Origin of the sequence: Collinsella sp. LCP19S3_B6 (assembly GCF_052121815.1) — a bacterium.
Classification (GTDB): Bacteria; Actinomycetota; Coriobacteriia; order Coriobacteriales; family Coriobacteriaceae; genus Collinsella.
The window spans coordinates 80,821-103,744 of record NZ_JBQKDN010000004.1 but is presented as its reverse complement, the minus strand read 5'-3'; the positions used below and the strand labels follow the sequence as shown (position 1 = coordinate 103,744).

General features: G+C 62.7%; 15 protein-coding genes. 4 read left to right on the top strand and 11 right to left on the bottom strand.

The features are described from left to right. Positions 1-83 precede the first annotated feature (83 nt). The 3 genes from ACTQWD_RS02795 to ACTQWD_RS02785 all read right to left on the bottom strand — a co-directional run bounded on the left by ACTQWD_RS02795 (position 84) and on the right by ACTQWD_RS02785 (position 7,352). Complete coding sequence (locus tag ACTQWD_RS02795) at positions 84-3,710, bottom strand: UvrD-helicase domain-containing protein (RefSeq protein WP_441559196.1); 3,627 nt, start codon at positions 3,708-3,710, stop codon at positions 84-86. Positions 3,711-3,713: 3 nt separating this feature from the next. After that, positions 3,714-6,812, bottom strand: a complete 3,099-nt coding sequence (locus tag ACTQWD_RS02790) for a PD-(D/E)XK nuclease family protein (protein ID WP_441559195.1) — start codon at positions 6,810-6,812, stop codon at positions 3,714-3,716. Between the two features lie 240 nt (positions 6,813-7,052). Beyond that, the gene (locus ACTQWD_RS02785) at positions 7,053-7,352 is read right to left on the bottom strand and encodes a YerC/YecD family TrpR-related protein (RefSeq protein ID WP_154515917.1); all 300 of its coding nucleotides are present in this window, start codon (positions 7,350-7,352) and stop codon (positions 7,053-7,055) included. Positions 7,353-7,678: 326 nt separating this feature from the next. On the opposite strand from ACTQWD_RS02785, the gene ACTQWD_RS02780 reads away from it, so the two are divergent. Continuing rightward, a complete protein-coding gene (locus ACTQWD_RS02780) occupies positions 7,679-8,044 on the top strand; it encodes a phage holin family protein (protein WP_441559194.1) in 366 nt (121 codons plus the stop codon). Between the two features lie 137 nt (positions 8,045-8,181). On the opposite strand, the gene ACTQWD_RS02775 is transcribed toward ACTQWD_RS02780, so the two are convergent. Beyond that, on the bottom strand, positions 8,182-8,610 hold the full coding sequence (locus ACTQWD_RS02775; protein ID WP_154515923.1) for an RrF2 family transcriptional regulator: 429 nt from the start codon (positions 8,608-8,610) through the stop codon (positions 8,182-8,184). A gap of 252 nt (positions 8,611-8,862) precedes the next feature. Here ACTQWD_RS02775 and cysK point away from each other — a divergent pair, with 252 nt between their 5' ends. Together cysK and mnmA are read left to right on the top strand one after the other, a co-directional pair. Next, a complete protein-coding gene (cysK, locus tag ACTQWD_RS02770) occupies positions 8,863-9,801 on the top strand; it encodes a cysteine synthase A (protein WP_154515926.1) in 939 nt (312 codons plus the stop codon). 17 nt (positions 9,802-9,818) lie between these two features. Continuing rightward, positions 9,819-11,084, top strand: a complete 1,266-nt coding sequence (gene mnmA, locus ACTQWD_RS02765) for a tRNA 2-thiouridine(34) synthase MnmA (RefSeq protein ID WP_441559193.1) — start codon at positions 9,819-9,821, stop codon at positions 11,082-11,084. An 8-nt stretch (positions 11,085-11,092) separates the two neighbouring features. Here mnmA and ACTQWD_RS02760 read toward each other — a convergent pair whose 3' ends face one another. The 4 genes from ACTQWD_RS02760 to ACTQWD_RS02745 all read right to left on the bottom strand — a co-directional run bounded on the left by ACTQWD_RS02760 (position 11,093) and on the right by ACTQWD_RS02745 (position 16,001). Next, entirely contained in the window at positions 11,093-12,466 is a 1,374-nt protein-coding gene (locus ACTQWD_RS02760) for a hypothetical protein (RefSeq protein ID WP_441559192.1), read from the bottom strand. Between the two features lie 138 nt (positions 12,467-12,604). Then, the gene (locus ACTQWD_RS02755) at positions 12,605-13,624 is read right to left on the bottom strand and encodes a M42 family metallopeptidase (protein ID WP_117635086.1); all 1,020 of its coding nucleotides are present in this window, start codon (positions 13,622-13,624) and stop codon (positions 12,605-12,607) included. Positions 13,625-13,889: 265 nt separating this feature from the next. Beyond that, positions 13,890-15,056 (bottom strand): lactaldehyde reductase, encoded by a 1,167-nt coding sequence (gene fucO / locus ACTQWD_RS02750; protein ID WP_154515935.1) that lies wholly within the window; start codon positions 15,054-15,056, stop codon positions 13,890-13,892. Positions 15,057-15,284: 228 nt separating this feature from the next. Beyond that, entirely contained in the window at positions 15,285-16,001 is a 717-nt protein-coding gene (locus ACTQWD_RS02745; protein WP_154515938.1) for a YoaK family protein, read from the bottom strand. A 250-nt stretch (positions 16,002-16,251) separates the two neighbouring features. On the opposite strand from ACTQWD_RS02745, the gene ACTQWD_RS02740 reads away from it, so the two are divergent. Next, positions 16,252-18,396 carry a YgiQ family radical SAM protein gene (locus ACTQWD_RS02740; RefSeq protein ID WP_441559191.1) on the top strand — a complete coding sequence of 715 codons (2,145 nt, stop codon included), beginning with the start codon at positions 16,252-16,254 and terminating at the stop codon, positions 18,394-18,396. On the opposite strand, the gene ACTQWD_RS02735 is transcribed toward ACTQWD_RS02740, so the two are convergent. The 3 genes from ACTQWD_RS02735 to ACTQWD_RS02725 all read right to left on the bottom strand — a co-directional run bounded on the left by ACTQWD_RS02735 (position 18,393) and on the right by ACTQWD_RS02725 (position 22,770). Then, positions 18,393-19,304, bottom strand: coding sequence for a CPBP family intramembrane glutamic endopeptidase (locus ACTQWD_RS02735; protein WP_441548203.1), 912 nt, complete (start codon positions 19,302-19,304; stop codon positions 18,393-18,395). The genes ACTQWD_RS02740 and ACTQWD_RS02735 overlap by 4 nt on opposite strands. An 88-nt stretch (positions 19,305-19,392) precedes the next feature. Then, complete coding sequence (locus tag ACTQWD_RS02730; protein ID WP_441559190.1) at positions 19,393-19,596, bottom strand: type II toxin-antitoxin system RelB/DinJ family antitoxin; 204 nt, start codon at positions 19,594-19,596, stop codon at positions 19,393-19,395. Positions 19,597-20,568: 972 nt separating this feature from the next. Beyond that, positions 20,569-22,770 carry a DEAD/DEAH box helicase gene (locus tag ACTQWD_RS02725; RefSeq protein WP_441559189.1) on the bottom strand — a complete coding sequence of 734 codons (2,202 nt, stop codon included), beginning with the start codon at positions 22,768-22,770 and terminating at the stop codon, positions 20,569-20,571. Positions 22,771-22,924 lie beyond the last annotated feature (154 nt).

Here is a 22,924-nt window from a genome sequence, read left to right as displayed (position 1 = left end):
GTAGCTAAAAGAGCCCCGTCCCAAATTAGCTACCCCTGAGCTGCAGTGGAATCGAAAAGGATTCCACCGCACGTTATTGAGGGTTAGAGGTTGTAGGTGACCACCTGGGGCTCGGTGAGCTCGACTGAGACAGCTGGGGCCGTCTGCTCCACGCGGACGAACTTGACGGTCACCGTCTTAAAGCCCGCCTTATGCAGAACATCCGAATAGACGCGCGCCTGCAGGGCGTGCTTCTCGAGCAGCTGGTCGGGTGTCTCATCCGGCGTGCCACCCGTCTTGTAATCGATGACCAGTGCGCGTGACGGATCGGCCGGGTCGGTCGCCAGCGCATCGATGGCGCCCTCGGCATATGCACCGTAGCGGGCAATGTCCTTGTCCTCGCAGCCCAGCGAGAAGAACGGCACTTCGGCACGGACGCACGGCCAGGCAAGAAGCTCGGCACGGACCGACGACCTGAGCCAGCGATTCAGGGCAACGTCAAAACGCTCGCGCTGCTCCGGCGTCAGGCACCACAGGCGCGTCAGCGCATCGGCACGCTCAGCGGGCAGCGCATCGGCACCCATCTCGATGAGCCACTGGCAGGCGGCATGGAACGCCGAGCCCAGCGCCATGGGGTTGCCGGCGGGCTCGACAGCAGCCACGTCTGCATCGGCCATCTCCGAGCCATCCGACTCGGCATCGTCGCCCGCCTCGTCCATGGGAACACGCGCCTCGGCGGCACGGTCTTCCGTCTCGGCATGGAGCGCCGCGGCGATCGACGAATAGCTGTACGAATCACGCGCCGGGAACGGACACGTGCCCATACGCACGCCCGCCGCCTGGGGATATACGAGTTCAAACGAATCGGGCATGGGGTCGGCAGGACCGGGCACGGTTGAGTATGCAGCATTATCGGCGACATCGGTATCGCCACGAACGAGCCTGCCCTCGGCATCCAGCGAAGCGTTGGCCTCAAACGCCTGCTCGCCAAAGGTAAAGTCCGAAAGCGAAATGAGCTCGTAGTCGCCCGGCTGGGAGTTGTCGAATACCAGGCGGTCGGCATCGAGCTGCGGCATGTCCAGAGCGTCGGTCGGCAGAATGCGGCGCAGCACGTCGTAGGTCAGATCGGTCTCGACATCGAAGGTCGGCGCCGTCACCTTGCCACGGCTCACGCCGGCATCCATCGCCAAGATCACCAGCTCGCGCGCACGGGTCATGGCAACGTAGAGCAAACGGGCCCGCTCCTCGAGCGAAAGCTGTAGGTCGTCGTTGCGCAGGCGAGCAAATGCCTCGGCGGGAGAACCCGTCGCACAGACGTCCTCCATGAGCTCCGGCGGTAGCCACAGCGACGTGCCCTTGCCCTTAAACGCATGCTCAAACTGCTTTTTGACGTCATCGCCCTTTACGAACGTACCGTCCGAGAGTTTAACGCCGTCGAAGCGTGCCGGCAGCGCCACGACCTGCGCTCCGCCCTCGACACGACCCATCTGTGCCGAACCCGAGGACTTACGCACGCCAAAGCACTCGGCGACCGCCACGACCGGATATTCCAGACCCTTGGAGGCATGAACCGTCATGATGCGCACCGCGCCGTCGCCCTCCTCGTTGAGGGCGCCCGGGGCCTCCTTGCCCGCCAGGAAGCGATCGAAGGCAAGCGCAATGGAGCGCGGCGAGTTACCGAACTCGGCCTCCGCCTCGGCCACGGCATCGAGCGCCTTGAGCACGTTGGCGGCGATGGCCTTGCCCTCGGGGCCGCGCTGCGCCAGGCGCACGAACCAGCCGGAGGCATTGACCGCGTCGCGCGCGATGGCGGCGAACGAATCACGCCCCACGCGACGCAGTGCGTAGCGCAACACCTCGCGGGCACGCGTCACGAGCGGCAAGCCCTGCAAGCCCGGCACATCGGAATCGCTCATGATGCCCGCATCGATGTTGCGGCGTGACGTCTCGCCCGTCTGATCGTCGAGTTTGGTCGCCAGCGCCAGGAACTCCTGGGCGCCCAGCGCAAACATCGGCGAGGCCAGCAGTGGCATAAGACCCTGCGCCGTATCGGCCGGATTGGCGAGGGCACAAACCAGGGCGCGCACCGTCTGCACCTCGGCAGCTTGGGCAAAGACCGAGCCGCCCGCGATGACGCAGTCGAGCCCCTGGTCACGGAAGGCCTGTGCGTAGACGTCTGCGTTGGTCATGCGGCCCAGCAGCAGCACCATGCCGCCCTGGGGCTGGCCGGCATCGGCAAGCGCGCGGAATCGCTCCGCGATCGCACGGGCCTTGGCCTGTGTGCGCTCCTGCATACTGCCGCCGGCAACAAAGAGGGCCTGGCGGCGCGAGGCATCCGCCACCAGCGTGTCCTTGCGGCCGTCGCTCGCCTCAAGATCCAAAAAGCCCTGCATCAGGCCGCCGTCATCGCCGTCGAAGACGCGGGCCACATAGCGCAGCACCTCGTCGTGGCTGCGGAAGTTGCGCACGAGCTTGACGAGCTCGCCGGCGGGGGCATCGGACGTGGCAACCGTCTCCGACGCCGCCGTCGATTCCACCTTGCGCTCCTGGCGACGGAACACCTCGACCTCGGCGCCGCGGAAGCGATAGATCGACTGCTGCGCATCGCCCACGGTGCACAGCGCGCGCTCCCCCGCACCCGTCAGGTAGCGGATTAGATCGACCTGCATCTGATCGGTATCCTGAAACTCGTCGATCATGACCATCTTAAAGCGGCCCTCGTACGCAGCACGAATGGCAGGGTAATCGCGCAGGGCCTCGTAGGCCATGCGCAGCAGGTCGTTATTATCGAGGGCGGACTGGGCAGCCTTCAGTGCGCGATACTCGGCCTCTACAGAGCGGGCCAAGCCCACCAGTGCATCGAGCGCGGGGCCACCGCAGGCAAGCACGATATTGATAAATGCATCGGCGGCCTCGGCCTTGAGCAGCTCGACCTGCTCCTTGGGGAACGCCTTGCTCGCGCGCGGCATGGTGCACGACATCATGAGTCGCGCCGCATCGGCCATGGTCTTGCCGCTCGCCTCGAACGCGTCGATGGCGTCGAGCGCCGTCTGCGCCTTCTCGGTCGCCGCCTTGCTTGCGCCCAGCGCCGAGCGATAGGCATCGGCGAGCGCCGAGGTATCGGCCTGGCCACGCGCCACGCACACGTCGTCCATGCCGCCCGGCAGCTGGCTCGAGAGCTCAAGCAGGTCGCGCACCAGGCCCTTGATGGTCGTGCCGGCACCAAAGGGGCCGCCCTCGCCCGCCATGAGATACCAGGCGTAGAGGGCCTTGAGCGATGCCGCGAGCTCGGGGGCGGCATCGGGTGCCGTCGCGCGACCCAGCACATGCTCAACAGCCTGGTCCATGAGCTCGTCGGTATCGGTGAGCACCGTGAACTCGGGGTCGATGCCCAACTCCAGCGCGTGTGCGCGCAGGATACGCGAGCACATGCCGTGAATGGTCGAGATCCACGCGTCGTCGACGGTCAGTGCTTCCTCGTCCATGCCCTCGTCGATAAGCGCACGGCGCACGCGATCGCGAATCTCGGCCGCGGCATCCTTGGTAAAGGTAATGGCGAGCACCTGGTCCAGATGCTCGACGAACGGACCTGATTCGGGCGAGAGCGCGTAGACGATGCGGCGCGTGAGGGTAAAGGTCTTGCCCGAACCGGCGCCCGCCGAGACAAACAGCGGACGGTCGAGCGTCTTGACGATCTGCAGCTGTTGCGGCATCAAGGTCGAAAGATCCATGGTCTACACGTCCCTCCTTACAAACGTTCCTTCGTGGTTATACGAGCAGCGGGCATGCGCGGCCTGCGTCGACACCGGGTCGACAGCAGTGACGTTGCCCGCCTCGAGTTCGCGCAAGCGCTCGGCGATGCCGGCCTCCACGCGATCGAGCAGGGCGTCGAAGTCCATGCTGCCACCCTCGCCGGGGAAACCTTTCTTAAGGCCCGGGATGCGACCGTCGCCACGCTCCTCCTCGAGCAGCTCGGCGCTCGCGGCACCGCGCAACGCCGGCTTGCCGCCCTTGGTCGAAAAATAGAGCGCCGCACGGGTATCCAAATCCAGCGCCCGGCGCATGGCCTGGGCGTAGATGAGCGTTTGGGTATGTGGCGGCAACCAGCGCGGATCGTCGATGGGCGCCGTGCCCGATTCCTCGTCGCGCACCGTAGGGTCGGCGAGCTTAAACTCCTCAACGCCCGTGCGATGCTTGTAGTCAATCACCACAGCGCGATTCTCGGCATCCACATCCACACGGTCGATGCGCCCGCCGAGCGGCCAGCCGGCATACTCGACCTGGAGCTCGTTGAACGCAAACTCCAGGTAGCGCGGAGCGAAGGGGGCAAGCGCCTCGGACTCGTAAGCAAGCACGCCCTCCAGCTGCGGCAGGATCTCGGCCACCTGACGCTCCTCCACCGCAGAGAGCGGTACCAGCGGGCCCTCGTTGCCACGCTTGCCGGCGTGCTCGGCCAAGGTCTCGGCAAAGACCTCGTGCAGCAGCTCCTGCGCACGCGGCAGGTTTTCGGGCGTCACACGCTCCATGCCCTCTTGGGGCAAACGGGCATGCAGATGTTCCAGCACGTCGTGGACAAAGTTGCCCTTCTCCATGTTGCCAAAACCCGCGTCGATAGACTGGGGCTTAACGCGATACGAGACGAACCAGCACAGCGGGCAGGTGGAATAGGCCTCGATCTGCGAGGCAGACGTCAGACGCGGTACAAGCGGCGCGTCCTCGCCCTCGCCGTCCCGACGGCGCAAGACCAGATATGGCACGGCCGCCTCGCTCAAATGCTGAGGAGCCTCGCATGCCACGCGCTCGCGCTTGAGGCCCTTGCCGGCTGCAGGGTCAAAATCACCTACGATATCGCCCTCGCCCACGCATGTCACCTGAGCGGCACCGGTGGCCTCGGCATGCGCCCGCAACTCGGTCCACACGGCAGCCGGATAGCACTCGCGCGCCTGGCGATCGTGCGTCACGCGCGCAAGCGCAACCGGGCCACGTGCCGCCCGCATCGCGTGGCCAAAGCGCACGCGCAACAAGGCCGCAGGCTCAAGCGTCACGCCCTCGCGACCAAGGCTCGCAGCCAACGTGGCCAGCGGTCCTTCCTCGTGTGAGAGCGGATAGCTGTCCAGATCGACATCGGCAAACAGCACGGCATCGTAGCTGCCGGGGCGCAGAGCCGCCACATCGGCAAGCGAGGCAAAGCGAACCTGGGCACGTGGCGCACCGTCAACCTCGTAGGTCTCGTAATCGTAGGCGGTGCTACGCTTGTCCACCTTGGTGCGAATGCCATCGAGCACGGGCACGGTCGCGGCCTGCGACACGTCGAGCGCGCGGGCGTCATTCATAAGGATGTCGATGGCGTGGCGCAGCAGGGCCGCCTCCGCTTGGCGACGAGCTTGGCCATCCAGGCTGCCCAGCGAGCGATCGGGCAACGCCTCGGCAACGGCAAGCATGGCCTTGAGCGCCGTCACGGGCTTGTTGCGCCACAGTGCCTGGAACACGTCCGAGACCACACACGGTACGTTCTTAAACCAGTTTTCGTCGCTCGCCGCCTTGCGTGCGCCCCTCACCTGGCCTTGCACGCTCTGCAGCAGGCTCTTAACGCCCGCGGTAGTCTTGCTACGCGAGAGACGCATATTCTTATCGAAGATACGGGCATTGGCTGCATCAGCGCCCGAAAGCGGGCTGTAGATCCAGTCGGCAAGCTCAGGCGCGGGCCACCACTCGGTCTTTGACGCCACACCCTCATCGGCCGCCTTCATGCGCTCGATCAAGCTGGCAAGCGCCGCAAACTGCCTGCCCGCAATGGATTGGGAAAACGCCGTGAATTCAGTTGTCTCGGCAGCGATATGACGAGCCGCCAGACGAGAGGCGAGCTCACCGAACAGCTGGGGTGCCCGGGCAGAAACAACGAGCACACGTACGGGGTCGGCGGAGAGGCCGGCGGTATCGTCGGCCCCGAAACCCTGGCGCGCTTTTACCAGATCATCAATTGCGTCCGCATAAGCATGAGCGCGGGCGTGGGGGCCCGCGACCTCAATAAAGGCAGGCTGAGCGGTAGCTCCACAAGCGGCATCAGACGCGACGGCGTCCTCCCTCAGCGGCGCGACCTCAAACAGCACACCGCTGGCATCAAATGCCGCGGCAAGTTCCTCGCGCATCGCCGCCTGCTCGCGAGCAAGCAGCACGACGACTTCTCCCCCACTGTTCGCCACAGCAGACAGTAGCTCGAGCAGACCGTGCGTAAACGACGTGACGCCGCGTACACAGACGGCACGGGCGCACGCCGGCAGATTATCGGCCAGAGCGCTGGCCATAATGTCAGCCGCCTCGCAGGGCTCGACCATATCTCGACGGTCCAAACCGCCCGCGTAGGCACGCAAAAGCTCGAACACACGAGCCTCGGCATCGCTTTTTGGCTCAGGCCGGCAATTGTTGCCACGGCATCGCTCGGCAGCTGTCCCCGCCACACCTGGCAGCACATCGCGGGCCATGCGCGCAAGCATGCGCACCGTGCCCTGGCTGCGCGAAAGCGGCTGCAGGTCGACATCATCGAGACGCGTGACCATGTCCGAAAACAGCATCTGGCGCTGCAGGTTGTCGACGAAACCGCGCCCGTCGCCCAAAAGCTCCCAAAGCGAGCGAAGCCACGACGCGGGCGTCTTGTAATCGATGCCCAGCGAAACGCCGGCTTCCGCCGCATCATGACGGCACAGGTCGAGCTCGGCAAACGTTGGCGCCAGCAGCACGGCACGCCCGTGGCGGGCAATAAGGTCGGCAAGCAGCGCCGACTCGGCATCGCTCAAATCCGTGCCGGCATTAGTGGTATAGATTCGAACAGGCATGGTCCTCCACTCAAACTGTTCGCAATAATCAATGCATCCATCCTACCCGCCCAAGCGGACACATTGCCACCGCAGCTTCATCTTTTGGCGCTTTGGAGACAAGTCGCTTTGCACCGCATTGGTGCCAAGGGGGCAGACTCGTCCGTTGGTGCAAGCGAACCTGGCCCCTTTGCACCAATTATTCGGCATATAAAAACCGCCCCCGGAGGAGCGGTTTTTCACAATTCGTTTTGCCGCGGCCTATTCGCCATCCTCCAGCTTAATGAGGATCTTGCGGTAGCCACCGTACTCGCCGTTGAGCGCCTTGGATACACGGCTCACCGTGGTGGACGAAGCGCCGGTACGGACCTGAACCTCGACATAGGGCTCGCCCTCATCCAGGTAGCGCGCGACCTGCAGACGCTGCGATAGATCGCAAATCTCGCGCGGTGTGCAGATATCGGTCAAAAACGCTTGGATATCTTTCTCGTCGTCCAAAAGACTAAATGCGTGGACTAGCTGCTTGACATCAGGCTTGTCAAACATGTTCTCGATATTCATCGATCACCGCCAAACCCGCCAAAAGGCATCGAAGTTGATACTGGCACCGGGCATCGTTCGCCCATTCTATGCAATAGGGCAACGCATGTGGCTTTTGCCCGTAGCAGTTTAGCACACCACCAAACTAAAGTGACAAGACTCTCTGTCAGCGGCGCGTTTTTTAGGACGAACGCCGTTTTGAAACCGAATGCGCACGCAAGCTCCACGAATATCTGAGACAATGGGCGCCCAACGCAGAGGCGCACGCCAAGGCAACCATCCGATTCGCCGCGGCAAACGATCTTACGCGCCACCAACACGTCACGCGCACCGGAAAGGAACCCACCATGCGCTTCTTGCTCAACTGGCTTTTGACCTCAATCGCTATCGCGATCGCCACGTTCCTCGTCCCCGGCATTCAGCCCTTCGGCATGGCCGACGCCTGGGTCTGCTTTGCCTTTGTGGGACTGTTCCTCAACATCGTCGACTCGCTCGTCAAGCCGCTCCTGACGGTCATCTCGCTGCCGCTCACCATTATCACGCTGGGTATTTTTCAGCTTGTAGTCAACAGCTTTATGCTCGAGCTTGCCAGCTACCTATCGGTAAATCTGCTGGGCGCGGGCATCTCCATTGCCAGCTTTGGATCGGCCTTTATGGGTAGCATTTTGGTGTCCATCACTCGAAGCGTCTTCGACAGCATCGCCAGGAACTAAAGCAACCGGATACGGACCGCCACAACACGCCAAAACGAAGGCCGTCCATCGCAACGATGGACGGCCTTCGCCTTTGTCAAGCCTCAGAGGACAAGAAAATCTACCATTTCTACCCCGTCCCCAAATGGCTGGTGGGGCTAGATGACGTAGTCGTAGCCCCCGTTGGGGGCGACGAGCGCATCGAGCGTCACACCGTCGAGGTAGTCGTTGATGAGCTTGTCCAGGTTCTTCCACACGTCGAGCGTGGGGCACTCATCAGATCGCGAGCAGCCCTTGCAGTCGCCATCCAGGCAGGCGACCGGCGCCAGGCTGCCCTCGGTCAGGCGCAAGATCTCTCCCACCGTGTACTGCTCGGGCGGCCGCGTGAGCACGTAGCCGCCGCCCTTGCCGCGCATGCCCGAGAGCATGTTGGCGCGCACGAGCGTAGCCAAGATGTTCTCGAGATATTTCTCGGAAATCCCCTGTCGCGCCGCGATCTCTTTGAGCGGGATGCGACCGGCCGCCTGGTGCTCGGCCAGGTCGACCATAACGCGCAGGGCGTACCTGCCCTTAGTAGAAACCAACATATATAGTGCTGCCTTTCGGTCTTTTAATCCGTTGAAATTCTAGCCGAAAAATTGGCTTTGAAAATACCCATTCCAGTCAAGGTGGTTAATCAGCTCGTAATAATCTCCTATTTCCTATTGCATTACTAGGCTTTAGTGTCTACTATGCTTGCCAACAGCTAAACAAACAACCTATAAGGTTTATGGGTTTAGCTACTAGGCCACCGTAAAACCACACGGTATCCAGTCATTTGAACACTTTGGAGGTTCACCATGAGCAAGGTTTATACGTCCATCGATCAGCTTATCGGCCACACCCCGCTTTTGGAGCTCACTCACTTTGAGGCCGATGAGGACCTTAAGGCCCGCGTGCTCGTCAAATTGGAATACTTCAACCCCGCCGGGTCCGTCAAAGACCGCGTCGCCAAGAACATGATTGACGAGGCCGAGAAGGCCGGCAAGCTCGTGCGCGGCGGCGACTATACCATCATCGAGCCCACGAGCGGCAACACCGGCGTCGGCATCGCCTCGGTGGCGGCGGCTCGCGGCTACAAGGTGATCATCACCATGCCCGAAACCATGTCCGTCGAGCGCCGCAAGCTTATGCAGGCATACGGCGCACAGCTCGTGCTCACCGACGGCTCCAAGGGTATGAAGGGCGCCATCGCCAGGGCCGAGGAGCTGCAGAAGGAGACCCCCAACAGCATCATCGCCGGCCAGTTTGTGAACCCCGCCAACCCCGCCATCCATAAGGCCACGACCGGCCCCGAGATCTGGGACGACACCGACGGCAAGGTCGACATCTTCGTCGCCGGCGTTGGCACCGGCGGCACCGTGACCGGTGTGGGCGAGTTCCTCAAGGAGCAGAACCCCGAGATTCAGGTTGTCGCCGTCGAGCCCGCCACCTCCCCGGTACTCTCCAAGGGCCAGGCCGGTCCGCACAAGATTCAGGGCATCGGTGCCGGCTTTGTGCCCGACGTCCTCGACACCCAGGTCTATGACGAGATCATCCCCGTCGAGAACGACGACGCCTTTGCCACCGGCCGCGCCGTGGGCCACAAGGAGGGCGTGCTCGTGGGCATTTCGTCCGGTGCCGCCGTGTGGGCCGCGCTGCAGCTGGCCAAGCGCCCCGAGAACGAGGGCAAGACCATCGTGGCACTGCTCGCCGATACCGGTGAGCGCTACCTGTCCACGGCACTGTTCCAGGACTAGAGCCTTTTTCCCATAGGTTGAGCTCAGGGACGAACCTGCCTCCTCTCTCTCCCGACGGTCTGAGCCCATCCCGTCAGGGTGTCCCACGAGACGTCCGAACTTGCTACAATGTCTGCGGCGCGGAACCAGCCTCCCGCGCCGCTTTTCTTTTTTGGCCACATGCCACCAAGGAGAACCTCCCCATGCACAACAAGCGCGTGCTCGTCGCCATGAGCGGCGGCGTCGATTCCAGCGTGACTGCCTATCTGCTCAAGTGCCAAGGCTACGAATGCGTCGGTGCCACTATGCGCCTCACCTGCCCTGCGCCCGATCCCGTCACGGGCATGAGCAAGGTCGACCGTGACATCGCCGATGCAAAGGCCGTCGCCGATCGCCTGGGGATACCTCACCATGTGCTCGACCTGCAGCAGGCCTTCGACCGCAACGTTATCGAGCGCTTCGTGACCGCCTACCAGGAGGGGCTGACGCCCAACCCGTGCATCATCTGCAACCGCCATATTAAGTTTGGCGCGCTGCTCGACGCGGCACTCGATATGGGCTGCGACTACATTGCCACGGGTCACTACGCCAAAACGAGCCAAGCGCCCGATGGCACCTGGCAGCTGCACCGCGGCGAAGACTCCAAGAAGGACCAGAGTTACTTTTTGTATTCGCTCACGCAAGAGCGCCTGGCACGCACAATCTTTCCGCTGGCAGGGTTGGACAAAGAGCGCGACGTGCGCCGCATTGCCGCCGAGCAGGGCTTCATCAACGCCAAGAAGGCCGAGAGCGAGGATATCTGTTTTATCGCGGACGGCGACTACGCGGGCTATATCGAGCGCCGCTGTGGGCATGCCGCCGAGCCAGGCGATATTGTATGGCGCGACGGCAGCGTGGTCGGACGCCACAACGGCGCACTGCGCTATACCGTCGGCCAGCGCAAGGGCCTGGGCGTCGCGATGGCGCGCCCCGTGTATGTAACGGGCGTCGATACCGCCAACAACATTGTGCATCTGGGCGAGGCTGAGGACCTGACGGCGACAGCACTCACGGCCAACGACTGGATCTGGAGCGCCCCTGCCGACCGCATGGAGGCAGAGCTCACGTCCGGCGACATTCGCGTGGGCACCAAGTACCGTTACCGTCAAAAGGACCAGGCAGCGACCCTTACACGTGGCGCCGACGGACAGATGCTTCTGACCTTTGACGAGCCGCAGCGCGCCGTCGCCCCCGGCCAGGCCGTTGTAGTCTACCGCGGCGATGTCGTCCTGGGCGGCGGCACCGTGACCGGCGCACTTAAGTAGCCACGGGTTTATCGCTGCACGTGTCGAAGTACCTCAACAGCGGCACCAACCTCGATTACGCGACGCTCGAGGCCGCGGCAAATGGACTCGAGCCGGCCCTCCGCTGTGGCCCATTCGCTCTGCGAAAGAATCTCGATCGCCTCATCAACAAATCCGTTGAGCCGCGATGAATCGAACCAATCGAGTGAGTCCGCAAGCGCCAGCTGGACGGAAGGATCGGACCCAAACGGCTTAGCAGAAAACCCAAACTCCCCAGCTGCGAGCACGGCAGTTGGTACGTTGTACCACAGGCAGTTGCCGCTATCGAACAGCGGAGCAGGCCTTATCTCCAGGGTGTCGACATTGCGGATGATGCCGAAGTTTCGCCAATGGCGATCGCTGTTGGCCAAAAGGGCATCGCAGACAATCATCTGCGACATAGACCTTCTCACGGCAGCCTCGTCTGCTCCATGCTTACCAAGGAAGCGGCAGTACCGGTCGTATGTCGAGTTTCCCCGCTGGCTACCAAGTGCGCCCTTAACGTAAACAGCCGGAACGTATTCCTCGCGGCCGTCAAGAAAGTCGTCGCACAGACACACAGGGCCATCGAACATTCGCTCAACCGTATAAGGAACAAACTCGCCCTCCGACAACAAGCGACGATGTAGAGCCGTTGCAACCGCCTCGTTAAAGGGACGCTGATCGTCCATGCCGCACCCCTTGACCAGAACGCGAACAGCGTTGCGAATCATCCACGATTTAGGGAGCTCGCCCTCGGACGTGTTATCCGGATTTTTAAGACCGATGCCCTCCAGCCAACCCGAACGTCCCTCGGGCGCCGATCGCTCAAAATCATTCTCGAAGTAATTGAGGTTTCGCCATTTGAGTTCGGCGCAATCGGCCGGCCGCAGCCAATAACAATCCGAAAGCGAGAGGCCCAGGCACTGAACCGGGACCTCGATGCCACTGGCAATTCCCAGTTCACGATAGCGCGAGACGAGTCCGGGGCGAACATCGGGCACCGACCGATGGCTCCACCACACGTTGAGCTCCCGTTTATTCACCGTAGGAGAAGAGCTCGAGCACGTGCCAAACGGCATTCGTTGTGCATCGAGGACCTCCGCGATTTCGAAGGGAAATTCGCGCGACGGATCAAATGAGACATGCGCGACCTCATGGTCGGCCGACATCAGCGTAAACTTGCGCCCCACATCGGCCGCAGGACGGCGTCCACGTTTGCGGACCTTTTGATAAGCGACCGCGGAATTGTACTCGACCATCTTCCGTCCGCCCACAATATCGCACGCGAGCGTTCCCGATGCGGCAAGTTGAGAGATGCGGGCTTTCGTAACGCCCAGCAGGCGGGCAGCATCACCCATAGACAAGTACTCAGACGTATCCATACACCACATCACCTCGTTAAGTAATTTACACGTTTAGTTAATAGATTACATACATCATAATACTAAACGACCCAAAGCGAAAAAAGGCCCGAGAAATCGGGCCTTAGCGATTGGTCAGCCGAGTCGCAAGCTGCTCCCCTAGCGCTGAACGTAGGCGCGAACCAGCTCATAGGTATTGCGCACGCCGTCGATGTGGCTGCGCTCGTAGTTGTGGCTCGCGTACACGCCGGGGCCGATCAGACCATGGCGAATGTCGTAGCCGGCCGAGAGCGTGGCCTCGACGTCTGAGCCGTAGTGCGGGTACACGTCGATGGCGTAATCGAGCTCCAGCTCGCGCGCGATATTGGACAGCGTGGTCACCAGATCGTAGTTGTAGGGGCCGCCCGAATCCTTGGCGCAAATCGACACCATGCGCTCGGTGCAGCCCAGATCGTCACCCACGCAGCCCATGTCCACGCTGATCATCTCGCGCGTGTCGGCCGGCACAAAGGCCCCACCGTGGCCGACCTCCTCGTACACCGTAAAGAGCAGTGAAACCTTGCGCGAAAGCGTCACCTCGCCAGCGGCGACGGCACGCGCCAAGCCCAGCAAAATGGAGGCCGACAGCTTGTCGTCCAAGAAGCGGCTCTTAATGTAGCCGCTCTCCGTCACCGTGGTACGCGGGTCCATAGCGATGATGTCGCCCGTCTGAATGCCCAGCTCAAGCACGTCATCCTTGCTGTCGACATTCTCATCGAGCAGGATTTCCATGTTCTTCTCGATGGTCTTGACCGGCTCGTCGGCCACGTGCGCCGAAGGCTCGGTATTGAGGACCACACCCGTGTACACATTGCCATCGCGCGTGTAGACGGTGCAGTTCTCGCCATCGGCCGTAGACCACTGATGCCCGCCGAGCGTCGTGGGACGCAGGCGACCATTGTCCTTAATGGAGCGCACCATGGCGCCCAGGGTATCGACATGGCTCGCCAACACAAGCGGCTCGCCCTCGCCGCCAAGCTCAACCAGCACGTTGCCCTTATTGGAACGCTCGGGGCCAAAGCCCATATCGCGCAACGTTTCCATTAGATAATCAGTCGCCGCACGGGTATAGCCCGTAGGCGAAGCAATCGAGGTAAGCGCCTTCAACTGGTCAGTAATATAGGAGAGCGTAGAATCCATCTTGGACACCAAAGTCACCCTTTCATATCGATTTAAACCCACAGCAACGATACCACCGCGAACCATCTTTTTACCTAGCGAGACAACCCATCGGGCTTCTCAGAGCGGCGCCCACCACGATAACGAGCCGGCGGGCCCCTGCCCGTTAGCCCCACAATCTTTCCGCAGGACAGAAGGAGGCCCCGCCGCACGTAGTGCGCAGCGGGGCCTCCGACATGTCCGAGGACGATTGTGGGGCTAACGGGCAGGGGCCCGCCGAACCATGTTAGGCAGCCGGGCAGATCTTCTTGAAGAGCTCGATGACGTCGTCGAGCGTCGCCTCGCGCGGGTTGCCCGGGAAGCAGGCATCGGCCATGGCGTCCTTGGCCAGGACCTCGATCTCGTCAGCCTTCATGGCCTCGCAGACGTGCGGGATGTTCACGTCAGCGGAGAGCTGCTTAACGGCGGCGATAGCGGCGTCGGCAGCCTCATCGGTGCTCATGCCCGTGGTGTCAACGCCCATGGCGACGGCGACCTTGGCCAGGCGCTCGGCGCAAACCGGCTTGTTGAACTCCATGGCAATCGGCAGCAGCATGGCGCAAGCGACGCCGTGCGGAGTGTCGTAGTGAGCGGACAGGGTGTGAGCCATGGCATGGTCGATGCCCAAGCCAACGTTAGAGAAGCCCATGCCGGCGACATACTGACCAAGAGCCATGCCCTCGCGGCCGGAGCCGGGCTGGCCGGACTTGGCCTCGGCAACGGAGTCGCGCAGGTTCTCGCTGATCAGCTTGATGGCCTCAAAGTGGAACATGTCGGAAAGCTCCCAAGCGCCCTTGGTGGTGTAGCCCTCGATGGCGTGGGTCAGAGCGTCCATGCCGGTGGAAGCGGTCAGGCCGGCGGGCATGGAAGCCATCATATCGGGGTCGACGACGGCGACCTCGGGGGCGTCGTTGGTGTCGACACACACGAACTTGCGGACCTTCTCGGGGTCGGTGATGACGTAGTTGATGGTCACCTCAGCAGCAGTACCGGCGGTCGTCGGCACGGCGATGGTGAACACGGCGTGGTTCTTAGTGGGAGCAACGCCCTCGAGGCTGCGGACATCGGCGAACTCGGGGTTGTTGATGATGATGCCGATGGCCTTGGCAGTGTCCATAGAGGAGCCGCCACCGACGGTCACGATAGCATCAGCCTCGGCGGCCTTGAAGGCCTCGACGCCGTCCTTGACGTTCTGGATAGTGGGGTTGGGCTTGATCTCGGAGTAGAGGCTCCAAGCGATGCCGGCGGCATCGAGCTCGTCGGTCACCTTAGCGGTAACGCCAAACTTGACCAGATCGGGATCGGAGCAGACGAAAATCTTCTTGTAGCCGCGACGCTGGAGCTCGCCGGGGATCTCCTTGATGGCGCCGGAACCATGATAAGAAATGGTGTTGAGAACGAAACGATTAGCCATTGATAGCCTCCCATCGTGTGCGGGGCACCCATTGCGCCCCACGCTATGGCTCCCATCCTAACGCTTTTGAAGCGAAAAACGCGTGAGAACGTCAGATTATTTAAAGCGTTTCAACAACTGGTATCGTCACCGCCTGACCACTAAACAAAAAAGGGGCGGCCGAGATGACCGCCCCTCCCCATTATTGATCAGTGTGGCAAGGGGTCAGCCCCTTGCCACACCCTGCCGCTATTTTTGGCAGGCCTCTTTCCAATCTTCGCAGGCGCGCTTCCAGCGAAAACGCAGGTCGCGCTCGCGGTCGATAAACATGATGGCAAACGCCACGAACAGCAGCACGCTCGCCACCGCAATAGCGTGCAGCCCCATGCGCTCAATACACCAGTTTCCCAGCACAGCGCCAAACACAAAGGTAAAGATCACGCCAAAGTACAGCAGGCCGTTTTCCAAAAAGCCACGCTTGTGGGTGATGATGTAGTCGTCCACGTTTTGCAGCGCGTTGCGCAGGTTACCGATGCACATGGTCGTGGCAATGCCGTGACCGTGGATCTTGCGGAAGCTCTCGACCTGCATACCGCAGGCAAACGAGATGAGGCAGTTGGCGAGCAAGTTGTAGCCGCCACCGGGGATAAAGCTCACGCCCAGCAAGATGACGGCTTCAAAGAACACCGTCACCTGGCGCCAGTGAATCACGCTGCCAAACCGTTCGTGTACCAGGTCGGCAAGCATAATGCCCACGGCAAACGACACCACAGGGAAGAAATAGCGCCCCGCGAGCGCCCAATTGCCCTCCGAGATGCTCACGCCCACCAGCAAGATGTTGCCCGTCTGCGCGTTGGCGAAAACATGGTCGCGCCCAATGTACGAATAAACGTCCATAAAGCCACCGGCGAGCGCCAAGATGATGCCCAGCTCAATAGACTCCGATATCTGTTTGGCACGCTGCATCGTCGTGCGCCCTCCTTGTTGACGACCCTCTCGTGCGTTGGCGGAAACATAGCCGCCGTTCATACTGTAACCCATTGACAACATGGCGCGCCCGCGAGACGGACTCCCCAACGCGCAGATACACCGTCTGGAAACAAAGGGCGGGCGCGGCATCGACACCCGACACCTCATGTACTCCACCAGTCTTTTTAGCCCCGTCCCAAAAAGACTGGTTACAATTACGTGCAGCATACAAACACCGGGAGGAATCGTGGCAAAAAAGCCCCAGGACGCTCAGCACAACCAGCATGGCAAGCATGCCCAACGCGGCCAGCAGCAAAAGCGTGGAAGCAAAGCCCAGGGCTCGCGCCCCGCGCATGCCCCGGCAGCGCCTGTCCGCCCCTGGCGCCCGGGCCGCGATAAGTTCCTCCCCGTCAGCCGCGCCGACATGGATGCGCGCGGCTGGGACCAGTGCGACTTTGTCTACATCTGCGGCGACGCCTACGTTGACCATCCCAGCTTTGGCATGGCCATCATCAGCCGCGTCCTCGACGCGCACGGCTACAAGGTGGGCATCATCTGCCAACCCGACTGGACCGACCCCGCCAGCATCACCGTGCTCGGCGAGCCGCGCCTGGGCTTTCTCGTCAGCGCCGGCAACATGGACTCCATGGTCAACCACTATTCGGTGACCAAGCACCGCCGCCACACCGACGCCTATACCCCCGGTGGCGAGGAGGGACACCGCCCCAACCGTGCCGTCACGGTCTACGGCAACCTCATCCGCCAGACATTCAAGGACGCCCCCATCATCATCGGCGGCATCGAGGCAAGCCTGCGTCGCTTGGCCCACTACGACTACTGGCAGGACAAGCTCAAGCGCTCGGTACTGCTCGACTCGGGCGCCGACATCCTCATCTACGGCATGGGCGAGCACGCGATTGTCGAGATCGCCGACGCGCTCGACGCGGGACTGCCCGTCGATCAGATCACCTATATCAACGGCACCGTCTACCGCACGGGTTCGCTCGACGAGGTCTACGACTACGACCTGCTGCCCAGTTGGGACGACCTTACCGCCGACAAGCTCAACTACGCGCGCAGCTTTAACGTGCAGCAGCAGAATATGGACCCCATCACCGGACATCGCCTGGTAGAGCCCTACCCCAACAGCGTCTATGTGGTGCAGAACCCGCCGTCGGCGACGCTCACCACCGACGAGATGGACGAAGTTGCCGAGCTCCCCTACGCACGCGATTGGCATCCCGATTACGACGCAGCGGGCGGCGTGCCGGCCTTTGCCGAGATCAAGTTTTCCATTAGCTCCAACCGCGGCTGTTTTGGCGAGTGCTCGTTTTGCGCGCTCACCTTCCACCAGGGTCGCGTGCTGCAGATGCGCAGCCACGACTCGATCATGCGCGAGGCCGAGCTGCTCACGCGCGATCCCGAGTTTAAGGGCTATATCAACGACGTGGGCGGGCCGACGGCCAACTTTAGCCGTCCCGCCTGCGACAAGCAGCTCAAGCACGGCGTATGCAAGAACAAGCGATGCCTGTGGCCGAGCGTGTGCAAGAACATGGTGGTCGACGAGAGCGGCTACACCCAGCTGCTGCGCGACCTGCGCCAGCTGCCGGGCGTCAAGAAGGTCTTTGTCCGCAGCGGCATCCGCTTCGACTACACCATGGCCGATGCCTCGGACGAGTTTTTGCGCGAGCTGCTGGAGCACCACGTCTCGGGCCAGCTACGCGTAGCACCCGAGCACGTGAGCGACGCGGTGCTTTCCGTGATGGGCAAACCGAGCCGAGCCGTCTACGACGCATTCTGCCGTAAATTTGAACGCTTGAACCGCGAGTACGGACTCAAGCAGTACGTGGTGCCGTATCTGATCTCGAGCCATCCCGGATCGACGATGAAGGAAGCCGTGGACCTTGCCGAGGCCGTGCGAGACATGGGCTACATGCCCGAGCAGGTGCAGGACTTCTACCCCACGCCGTCCACCATGTCGACGTGCATGTACTACACCGGCGTGGACCCGCGCACCATGGAGCCGATCTATGTGGCGCGCGACCCGCACGAGAAGGCCATGCAGCGCGCGCTCATCCAGTATCGCAAGCCCGAGAACTACAAGCTCGTGCGCGAGGCGCTAGAGAAAGCCGGGCGTCGCGATTTGATCGGCTACACCAAGCATTGCCTGATCCGCCCCGTGCCGCCACGCCCGGACGAGACATCTGCCGGCGGCGGACATGGCACCGGCAAGAAGGGCGGCAAGGGCCACGGTGGCGCTGGCGGCGCTGGAGCCAAGGGACCCAAGGGCAGCAAAGGGCACAGCGGCATGTCGCGCGCGCAGAACACCGCCGGGCGCAACCGTGCGGCTCAGGGGCGTCAGGGTGCCAACGGAGGCGGTCGCCGCAACTAAGGCAGCAGTGCGCTCGCTGCGTCCATCCCACACGCGTGGCGCAGCGAGCGCATTGCCTCAACGAGGATGACGCCGGCGATAGCGACCGTAATTGCCACGTCGAGCGGCGTGTTCACAAACCACAGCAGGCCCATGAGATACGACCCGGCATTAAAGGCAAAGTGCAGCAAGATCGTGTAGCGGAGCTTTCCGGTCGTCACGAGCACCCAACCAAAGATGAGGGCGGCGGCACCCGCGTAGCAACCCTGTACCCAATTCATGTGCATAAAACCGAAGATTGCCGCCTGCAGCATAATCGCCGCGGCGACACCCCACGTGCTTGGGGCCGCCCAGGACACTATGGCGCCGTCTTGCGCACTCGCACGACGCCGGCGCTTCCAGAGCGGACGGCACTGGGGATTAAACGCACGCAGCGAAAACTCAAAGATAACACCGCGCACCAGGAGCTCTTCGCAAAACGGCGCGCCGAGCACCGTGGTCAGGACGGCAAGAGGACTGGTATCGCCCATGCCCGTTTCCTCGACAAGCTCGCTGTAGTCGGCCGCGGCATCGGGCAACAGCGACAGCACGGCGTCGGTCACGTAGCTAACGACCACCTGCAGGGCAAGACCGATCACGATAACGCAGGCGATGCGTTTCCACGCCCCACGCGCTCCCCCGCCGAGCGAATGCTCGCTTTGCGAACGCGCCATAAACGAGCGCGGCCACAGATAACGCCACCACAGCAGCGCCATCAAAAACGACGCCGTCTGAGCGGCGGCTTGGAACCATTGAATATCGAGATTGTCGATCGGATAGCCCGTCAGCACCGACACGGAATCGAGAACAGAAAACAGAACCACGCTCAGGGCTATATCGGCAGCGACAACGCCAAAACAGGCGAGCGCCCACGCTATCGCATTGAGCATGCCAGCCTCCTCAAAACCCGGTACTTGGGGACGTTCCTTAACTGCCGGCAGAAAATGAACGTCCCCAAGTACCGGCAGTTTGGGACAGTCATTGTTGATGAAAATCGGGTGCAGTGCCAAAGGCCCCGCTGGGCGAAATGTCGAACGGGAAGGTGCCGCAGCGATTGAACGCGGCGATAAACATGCGGATGGCGTTGGACGGCGTGGTGCCCACGAGTTGGGTTGCCGCCGCGAAGGCCGCCTTTTCCTCGGGCAAGACCTTCGCGACAACCGGGGTCATGTGTTCTGCCATGGCGCTTCCTTTTTGAAACAACGGTAGTGCGGATAGATGCGGGCCACGCGGCTGGGCGACGGGCTGTGAAGGCAACCCGATTGGCCCGCATCTGGAGTTTGTTTCTGCGGCGTTGGTATTACTTGGTATTTCTAAGTTATACCCGGCAGATAGAATACCACAACCGGCCCCATGGGGACGGAGAAAAGACGGATTATTTTGTTGCTGGGTTAGTATTTAGAGCGTGATGATGTCCGAGATATCGAGGGCCTAAGCGTCGGCGTATGGCGCGCCCAGGCTGGGTATCCGGCGCATGGCGCCCTATTGTCTTGCATAATTTCGCTTATGCCATGCATAAAAATACGGGGGCACCCCTTCTCGTCCCAACGTACCCCCGCTTGGACCGTGCAAAAACCGGAGTTTTCAGCATCGCGGCCCCCGCAGGCGGTGCCGCAAATCGTGGACGCCGCGCGATTGGCGTCGTTTTGGGGCACGGCGCGACGCGAAACGCGCGTTATCGCCGCGCCGGACGCCGTCAGCCAACCCAAATCGACTGCCGAAGGATCCCGCTGGCTCAAAAAGACGATTCCGGCGCGTATGCAGTCACCCCGGCTTGCTGAAAACTCCCAAAAATGCACGGCGCGCCCCGGGGGACCCGTGCGCGCCACGAAAAACACGCCCGCATCCAAAAGAATGCGAGCGCGAAAGCCGGATGGCGGCAAGGGCGCCAGGCAGCGGGCGAAATCCCCGGCGTGTCCGCCCGGGCACCGCAGCCGCCGCGCGTCAGCAGAAAACCTCATGCCCTGCGTTGATGTCGGCCCCCGCATACGCGAATCTCCAACTAGGTCGATAGTCCGTATCTCTTGCCACGACCGTCTCCGCGCGTTTCCACGAAGAAGACTCGCCCCACCTAATACTGAGCCCACTAAAAGGGCCCCGAGCATAGTCTGCTCGAGGCCCAAACTCGTGTCGCCTTACCGCGCGACGCATATGTTACTTGCGCTTGCCGCCGCCGTCACCGGGGCGACGGGAGCTGCCGCCGCGCTTGCCGCCACGGCTGTTGCCATAGCTGCCACGGTTATCGCGACCGCCGGCACGGCCACCGCGGGAGCCGGCCTGGTTGCTGCCACGTCCGCCACGGTGGCCGCCGCGGCGCTCTTCGCGGGTATCGTCGTAGTTGCGCCAGTCATCGCGACGATCGCGGCTGGCACGCGGGTCGCGACGATCGCGCGACTCGCCAGAACGGACGGCGCCACTGCGGCCGCCATTTCCGCGAGCATCCTCGCGACGCTCACCGCCGCGGCCACCGCGCTCTTCAAAGCGCTTGCCGCCACGGGACTCACCGCCGCGGCCGCCGCGCTCGTCATCGCGACCGGAACGACGACGGTCGCCCGCGCCGCGCTTGCCGCCGCGCGAGCCACGGCCCTCGTCCTCGCGCTCAACACGGCGACGACCGCCGCGATCCTCGTCCTCGCGGCGACGGCGGTGCGCCTCGCCCTGGAACTGCTTGGCACGGCGCTCGGCACGGTTGCCGCGCGGGGCCGGCTCGACGGCACCAGCACCGCCGCGCTCCTCGGCAGCCACCTCGCGGGCCACGCTCTCCACGGCCTCGTCCACGCGAGCCTGAACGCCCTCGCGCACGCGGGTCTTGCCGCCGCGCTTGGGACGGCTCGGGCGCTCGCTGTCGCCGCGACGCTCATCGCGACCACGGTTGGAACGACCGGCCACATCGCCGTAATCGTCGCCGTTGCGTTTGCCGTCGCGACGCGCCTGCTCAAGCTTCTTCTTGCTCTTGGACTTACCGCGCTTGGTCTTCTTCACCTTAAAGGCCGCAGGGTCGCGCTCGGGATCAACCGCGGGCGGATTGGGGCCCACGTGCAAGTCGCCGGCCTCGTAGATGTCGGCAGTCTTGTCCATGAGCTTCTCGATCTCGTAGAACTCATCCACGTCCTGCTCGGTCACAAACGTGATGGCCCAGCCCAGCTCGCCGGCGCGGCCCGTACGGCCAATACGGTGGATGTAGTCGGTCGGCTCGGCCGGCACGTCAAAGTTCACGACGTAGCGCACGTCGCTGATGTCGATGCCGCGGGCGAGCACGTCGGTTGCCACCAGCACGTCGACGGTGCCGTCGCGGAAGGCCAAAAGCGCGCGCTCGCGCTGGGCCTGGCTGCGGTTGCCATGAATCGCGGCGGCCTTGATGCCCTTGCGCTCCAGACGACGGCAGCAGCTGTCGGCACGGTGCTTGGTGCGCATAAAGACGATGGTGCGCTCCGGGCCTTCCTTTTTGAGGAACTCGGGCAGCAGGTTGTTCTTGGCCTCGATGGACACCGGGAACACAAACTGGTCGACGGTGTCGGCGGTCGACGTGGCGGGCGCGATCTCCACGCGGGCCGGGTCGCTCACTAGGTCGGTAATCTCGCCCACGGCCTCCTCGTCGAGGGTCGCCGAGAACAGCAGCGTCTGGCGCTCGGCCGGCGTCTCGCGCACAATACGGCGAACGGCGGGCAAAAAGCCCATGTCGAGCATGCGGTCGGCTTCGTCGAGCACCAGCACCTTGACCTCGTCCAGGTGGCAAGCGCCCTGCTCGATCAGATCGACCAGACGGCCCGGCGTTGCGACCAGGATGTCGCAGCCGTACTTGAGGGCAGCGGTCTGCGGCTTGTAGCTCACGCCGCCCACGACGGTCACGGCAACATGGCCGGTGACGTCGGCGATCTTGCTCGCGACCTCGTCGATTTGCTGGGCGAGCTCGCGCGTAGGGGTGATGACGAGCATCACGGGGCCGCGGCCGTTTCCCTCGGGCTTTTTAGCACCGCGACGACGGTTACGGCCGCCGCGCTCGCGCACAGGTTTGGGAGGAGCGATGTGCTCCAGATTGTTCATGGTCGGCAGCAAAAAGGCGGCCGTCTTGCCGGTGCCGGTCTGAGCGGCGGCAAGCAGGTCGCGGCCCTCGAGCACCACGGGGATCGAGCCGGCCTGCACGGGCGTCGGCGCCGTGTAACCCAGGTTCTCGATGGCACGAAGTATCTCGTCCGAAAGACCCAGCTCGTCAAAGGCGGGCAGGTTCTCGGTAGCAGACTCGACGGTCTCGGCGGCGCTGGCCTCGTCGGCCGCATCGAAGGCAGCCTGGGCCATGGCCTCGCGGGTCTCGTCCAGGATCTCGGCGTCGGTGACGTCGGATACAGAATTACGCATATGTTGTTGTTCCTTATCTGCACGCGCAAGGGGCACGGCATGCGGCCGCGCGGGCGTGCTTGGTAGTGCGCTAGTACATACAAAAACGGGTGCGCACAGAGAGGACGTTGCTCAGCACGCTGGCGATCGCTTTGGCAGCCATATCACGCGCCGT

Bases quoted from the DNA above. Each gene is read 5' to 3' on its own strand.
- ACTQWD_RS02795 (WP_441559196.1), bottom strand. From the start codon at position 3,710: ATGGATCTTTCGACCTTGATGCCGCAACAGCTGCAGATCGTCAAGACG.
- ACTQWD_RS02790 (WP_441559195.1), bottom strand. From the start codon at position 6,812: ATGCCTGTTCGAATCTATACCACTAATGCCGGCACGGATTTGAGCGAT.
- ACTQWD_RS02785 (WP_154515917.1), bottom strand. From the start codon at position 7,352: ATGAATATCGAGAACATGTTTGACAAGCCTGATGTCAAGCAGCTAGTC.
- ACTQWD_RS02780 (WP_441559194.1), top strand. From the start codon at position 7,679: ATGCGCTTCTTGCTCAACTGGCTTTTGACCTCAATCGCTATCGCGATC.
- ACTQWD_RS02775 (WP_154515923.1), bottom strand. From the start codon at position 8,610: ATGTTGGTTTCTACTAAGGGCAGGTACGCCCTGCGCGTTATGGTCGAC.
- cysK (WP_154515926.1), top strand. From the start codon at position 8,863: ATGAGCAAGGTTTATACGTCCATCGATCAGCTTATCGGCCACACCCCG.
- ACTQWD_RS02760 (WP_441559192.1), bottom strand. From the start codon at position 12,466: ATGGATACGTCTGAGTACTTGTCTATGGGTGATGCTGCCCGCCTGCTG.
- ACTQWD_RS02755 (WP_117635086.1), bottom strand. From the start codon at position 13,624: ATGGATTCTACGCTCTCCTATATTACTGACCAGTTGAAGGCGCTTACC.
- fucO (WP_154515935.1), bottom strand. From the start codon at position 15,056: ATGGCTAATCGTTTCGTTCTCAACACCATTTCTTATCATGGTTCCGGC.
- ACTQWD_RS02745 (WP_154515938.1), bottom strand. From the start codon at position 16,001: ATGCAGCGTGCCAAACAGATATCGGAGTCTATTGAGCTGGGCATCATC.
- ACTQWD_RS02735 (WP_441548203.1), bottom strand. From the start codon at position 19,304: ATGCTCAATGCGATAGCGTGGGCGCTCGCCTGTTTTGGCGTTGTCGCT.
- ACTQWD_RS02730 (WP_441559190.1), bottom strand. From the start codon at position 19,596: ATGGCAGAACACATGACCCCGGTTGTCGCGAAGGTCTTGCCCGAGGAA.
- ACTQWD_RS02725 (WP_441559189.1), bottom strand. From the start codon at position 22,770: ATGCGTAATTCTGTATCCGACGTCACCGACGCCGAGATCCTGGACGAG.